The organism is Pedobacter sp. HMWF019, from assembly GCF_003061025.1.
Classification (GTDB): Bacteria; Bacteroidota; Bacteroidia; order Sphingobacteriales; family Sphingobacteriaceae; genus Pedobacter.
Genome location: NZ_QAIL01000494.1, coordinates 1 through 1,471 on the forward strand (window position 1 = coordinate 1; position 1,471 = coordinate 1,471).

The 1,471-nt window shown below is 33.2% G+C and carries 4 protein-coding genes; 1 reads left to right on the forward strand and 3 read right to left on the reverse strand.

The window, feature by feature from the left end; translation table 11 throughout:
* Positions 1 to 118: 118 nt before the first annotated feature.
* Both DBR11_RS25630 and DBR11_RS25635 read right to left on the reverse strand, forming a co-directional pair.
* Positions 119 to 346, reverse strand: coding sequence for a YtxH domain-containing protein (locus DBR11_RS25630; protein ID WP_233260913.1), 228 nt, complete (start codon positions 344 to 346; stop codon positions 119 to 121).
* A 41-nt stretch (positions 347 to 387) separates the two neighbouring features.
* Positions 388 to 702: a helix-turn-helix domain-containing protein gene (locus DBR11_RS25635; protein WP_108555421.1), complete on the reverse strand. Its 315-nt coding sequence runs from the start codon at positions 700 to 702 to the stop codon at positions 388 to 390.
* 157 nt (positions 703 to 859) lie between these two features.
* On the opposite strand from DBR11_RS25635, the gene DBR11_RS29745 reads away from it, so the two are divergent.
* Positions 860 to 1,003 (forward strand): hypothetical protein, encoded by a 144-nt coding sequence (locus DBR11_RS29745; RefSeq protein ID WP_158275381.1) that lies wholly within the window; start codon positions 860 to 862, stop codon positions 1,001 to 1,003.
* Between the two features lie 13 nt (positions 1,004 to 1,016).
* Here DBR11_RS29745 and DBR11_RS25640 read toward each other — a convergent pair.
* Positions 1,017 to 1,471: rhomboid family intramembrane serine protease (locus DBR11_RS25640; protein ID WP_233260914.1), on the reverse strand; the 455-nt coding region annotated here is incomplete at its 5' end.

The window sequence follows — 1,471 nt, forward strand, 5'->3', positions numbered from 1 at the left end:
GGATGATGAAAACGGAACATCCGGATTATATAAAAGAATATGATAAGATACAAGCCCGGAGGTTTGGAATTAAAGAACAAAAAGAAAGAATCGCTGCTTAAGCGATTCTTTCTTTTAATTATTTGGGTTTGACTTCTGCATATTCATCTGCCAGGTCATTATATTTTTTTTCAATATCCCGTTTGAAATCTTTGGCTTTGTCCATCCATTCAGGTGTTTTGTCTTTAAATTCATCAACAAGTGATCTGCCTGTTTCATCTTTTTTGGTGATGTACTTATAAGCACCATATATTGCTGCACCAATAATTGCTGTTCTGAAAAGTCCCATAGCTCTGTTTTTTCTCATTTAACAAATGAAGATTACAAATTGTTCTGAACATTTTTTATTTATTGATCTTTTTGCTGCATATGTTTCATCCTTCTTTTAACCAGCCATCCATACCATAATTCTTTTAGTTTTACTACAAGGGGTTTTAATAGGTATTCTCCTTCAAAGGTGCCACTCGCCATGGCTTCTGGCAATAGATTGTAAACTGAGATTTCAAGAAACGCGGCAATAGAGTATAGATGGCTCACTTTAACTTCTGTTTCACCACGTTCTATTTTTGAATAAGCCGCCTGTGACATGCCTATGGCATAGGCTACTGCATATTGAGAAATTTTCTTCATTTCTCTTTGCTCGCGTATCTTTTCACCAATCATTTTAATCAATTTAGCTTATTACCTGCAAATTAATTATTTTTTTATTACAACCACAAGTTATACGATACAACTTGTGGTTGTTGTCTCATTATGAGTAAGTTATGAGATTTGTCTTAATCTTGAATGTTCAAGAGAAACAAATCAAATTAAACTCAAAATGAAAGATTTAACTCAGCAAGAAATTATTGAAATTGAAGGTGGAAAAGAAAAGGAAAGAGACTCTCTTGAAACAGCAGTTGATTATGTGAGCGGAGTTGTAGGTGGAATTGCTGGCGCTATAGCTGGGTGGTTCGGGAACTGAAATAAAAGATTATTTACCATCTATTCTTAAGGTGGTAAATAATCTCTGTAATTAGAGTAGGACGAAAGACAATGGCCAGTAAACTCCCTATAATCAGTCCAAAAAAATGAGCTTTATGATTACTTTTTGAATTCTTTCTATAGATGAACATTAGACAAACAAAAATGATTAAGAAGGCTAAAAATATCTCATAACCATAATATAGAGGAATAAATTTATGTTTCCTTTTCAAATGGTCAAGCGGTAGATAAAGAATTGAAAAAGCTGTAAATGCAAACGCTATTCCTGAGGCGCCGATAGTGGTGTGAGATACATCTTTTCTATAAATCCATCCAGTAACCAAATTTATAGAAACAGTACCGGATGCCAGAATAAAAAACCATATAAGTTTTATTTGAACCTGGCTATAGTTCTTTTCCAATATGATATATTCAATGTCTTTCGACATAATATAGAGCAAATAAATGT

Excerpts from the sequence above, each read along its gene's own strand:
- DBR11_RS25630 (WP_233260913.1), bottom strand. The coding sequence starts at position 346 with ATGAGAAAAAACAGAGCTATGGGACTTTTCAGAACAGCAATTATTGGT.
- DBR11_RS25635 (WP_108555421.1), bottom strand. The coding sequence starts at position 702 with ATGATTGGTGAAAAGATACGCGAGCAAAGAGAAATGAAGAAAATTTCT.
- DBR11_RS29745 (WP_158275381.1), top strand. The coding sequence starts at position 860 with ATGAAAGATTTAACTCAGCAAGAAATTATTGAAATTGAAGGTGGAAAA.